Below are 2,607 nucleotides of genomic sequence, written 5' to 3'. Positions count from 1 at the left end.
CTTAGCTCAGTAGGTAGAGCAACTGACTTGTAATCAGTAGGTCACCAGTTCGATTCCGGTAGTCGGCACCATTCTTTTGCCTCGATAGCTCAGTCGGTAGAGCAGAGGATTGAAAATCCTCGTGTCGGTGGTTCGATTCCGCCTCGAGGCACCATTATTTGGTGTCATTGCTAAACACGATACACGAATAATTCCTCCTTAGCTCAGTTGGTAGAGCGACGGACTGTTAATCCGCAGGTCACTGGTTCGAGTCCAGTAGGAGGAGCCATTTTTAAAAGCCGCATCTTTTGATGCGGCTTTTTGGCATCTGCCCTACGTTCATTTCATTCCCCCTGTTTCTCTGTTTCTCTGTTTCTAGCATCGCAAAATATTAAGCCCAATCTCTAAAAAATACTTATTTTACGCTAAAAATTTAATCCTCATCATAATTTCAATACGCATTAGTATGCGCGAATATTCATCTTCACTAAGATGCCCGAGTTATTACATTTCTTCTTTTAGCTATGCCTTGCATAGTGATGACACTTTATTTGTGAGCCAAATATGAAACTAAAAACTCAAGCCTATTTATTATCTGCGATCATATTGCTAGCACTCCTAGCACTGACCGCAACGGGCTTATGGACACTTCGCGTCGCAAGTAACCTTGATAACAAAGCTCGGGTTACTGAGCTATTCAAAAGTGCGTACAGCATTCTTACCGAAGTAGAAAAAATGGCTATCGAAGGCAAAATGCCAGAGGACGAAGCGAAATCATTAGCCACTCGCCTACTCCGTAATAATATCTACAAAGACAACGAATACGTTTATGTCGCAGATGAGAACATGATTTTTGTTGCAGCTCCGCTTGACCCTCAATTACATGGAACAAGCTTTCACGACTTTCGTGATGGAGATGGCAACAGCGTCGGCCAACTTATCTTAGATGTTTTGGGGCGCAAAACAGGTCAAATCGTCGAATATACTTGGAGTCAAAAGCAGGCCGACGGAAGCATTGAAGAAAAACACTCTATTGCCGAGAAAACACCACATTGGGGCTGGGTTGTAGGTACAGGGATCGGCTTTAATGAGGTGAATGCTCGCTTCTGGGCTACCGCTCAATGGCAGCTTGTACTGTGTTTAGTTATCGCGGGGAGTATTCTCGGTGGCCTGATAATCTCGATTCGCAAGATGCTCAATCTACTTGGTGGAGAGCCAAACGATGTGCGCAAAGCCGTTCAAGCTGTCGCACAAGGCGACATTCAGACCAGTTTTGATGCAGTGGCGCCGAGAGGAAGTATCTATCGTGCGGTGCAAGATATGAGTCAATCACTAGCCACCATGGTGACAAACCTTGAGAAATCCATGCACGCACTGCGCGCTGAGTTATCTGCCGTAGAATCTCGCTCAAATACGATTGCCGATCTCACCGTATCTCAGCAGCAGTCAACAGCAATGATTGCCACTGCGATGACTGAAATGGCATCTTCAGCCAACCATGTTGCCAACTCGGCAAGTGATACAGCAAACAACACAGACGAAGCCGATAAACAAAGTCAGCATACTCAGAAGCTGATTCACAGTACTGTTGAAAACATTCAAGGTTTGGCTTCTCAATTAAATACTGCAAGTAAAGCGGTCGCCGATCTAGATCAGGATGTAAATAGTATAGTGAAAGTGCTCGATGTAATTGGCGATATTGCAGAGCAAACAAACTTACTCGCACTCAATGCTGCCATTGAAGCAGCACGTGCCGGAGAGCAAGGTCGAGGCTTTGCCGTTGTTGCCGACGAGGTGCGTAACCTGGCAGGCCGAACACAAGATAGCACTAAAGAGATTCAGCATATGATCTCCAACCTGCAAGAAGGTTCCCGTAACGCTATTCACACAATGGAAGTGTGTGCAGAAACCAGTGAGAGCACAGTAACAGAGTCTAAGAATGCCTCTGAAGCTCTGCAGCAAATTGTAACGGCGTTAGAATCTATCACCGCAATGAGTCAGCAGATCGCGACTGCAGCAGCCGAACAAACTCAGGTTAGCGATGATATTGCGCTGCGCGTAAATCTTATCGAGGAAAGCGGAAGCCAGCTCAACTCTGTGGTAACGGAGAGTCAATCAAGCACTCAAAGTTTAGCTTCGCTGGCGGATGAGCTAGAAGGTTGGGTAAACAAGTTCTCTGTAAAGCACTAGGTTAAAGTCAATTGTTTAGTATAAAGCACGTTTTCAAGCGTGCTTTTTTTGTTTTTATCCATTTACTCTACTTTCAAACTCCTATCTTTCCATTAAAGAAAGCTTAGTTGATGGTGGATTTGTATCAAAAATGCATAAAAACAGCCCACTCCGAGCACATTTTCATCAAACGATATTTTATTTTAATTTTATGGTTGACCTAAGAGCCGAAAAACCGTTTAATACACCTCGTCGCCCGGATAGCTCAGTCGGTAGAGCAGAGGATTGAAAATCCTCGTGTCGGTGGTTCGATTCCGCCTCCGGGCACCACAATTTATTAATTGTTGGTGCTTAGCACGAACAATAGTTAAAGAATATAGTGTGCCGACTTAGCTCAGTAGGTAGAGCAACTGACTTGTAATCAGTAGGTCACCAGTTCGATTCCGGTAGTCGGCACCA

At 44.8% G+C, this 2,607-nt stretch carries 1 protein-coding gene and 4 tRNA genes; all 5 read left to right on the top strand.

Features of this window, described 5'->3' with window-relative positions:
* Window positions 1-78: 78 nt before the first annotated feature.
* Window positions 79-154, top strand: a tRNA-Phe gene (locus tag ACWYVB_RS24015).
* A 38-nt stretch (window positions 155-192) separates the two neighbouring features.
* Window positions 193-268: transfer RNA gene (locus tag ACWYVB_RS24010), tRNA-Asn, on the top strand.
* A gap of 275 nt (window positions 269-543) precedes the next feature.
* Window positions 544-2,169 carry a methyl-accepting chemotaxis protein gene (locus tag ACWYVB_RS24005; protein ID WP_395222557.1) on the top strand — a complete coding sequence of 542 codons (1,626 nt, stop codon included), beginning with the start codon at window positions 544-546 and terminating at the stop codon, window positions 2,167-2,169.
* A gap of 233 nt (window positions 2,170-2,402) precedes the next feature.
* Window positions 2,403-2,478 (top strand) — tRNA-Phe (locus ACWYVB_RS24000).
* Window positions 2,479-2,531: 53 nt separating this feature from the next.
* A tRNA-Thr gene (locus tag ACWYVB_RS23995) sits at window positions 2,532-2,607 on the top strand.

This window comes from Vibrio sp. JZG10, assembly GCF_054064075.1.
The sequence above is the reverse complement of the archived record's forward strand: the minus strand, read 5'-3'. Positions and strand labels throughout refer to the sequence as shown.

What these genes read in the sequence shown, in the direction of transcription:
- ACWYVB_RS24005 (WP_395222557.1), top strand. Translation starts at nt 544, where the DNA reads ATGAAACTAAAAACTCAAGCCTATTTATTATCTGCGATCATATTGCTA.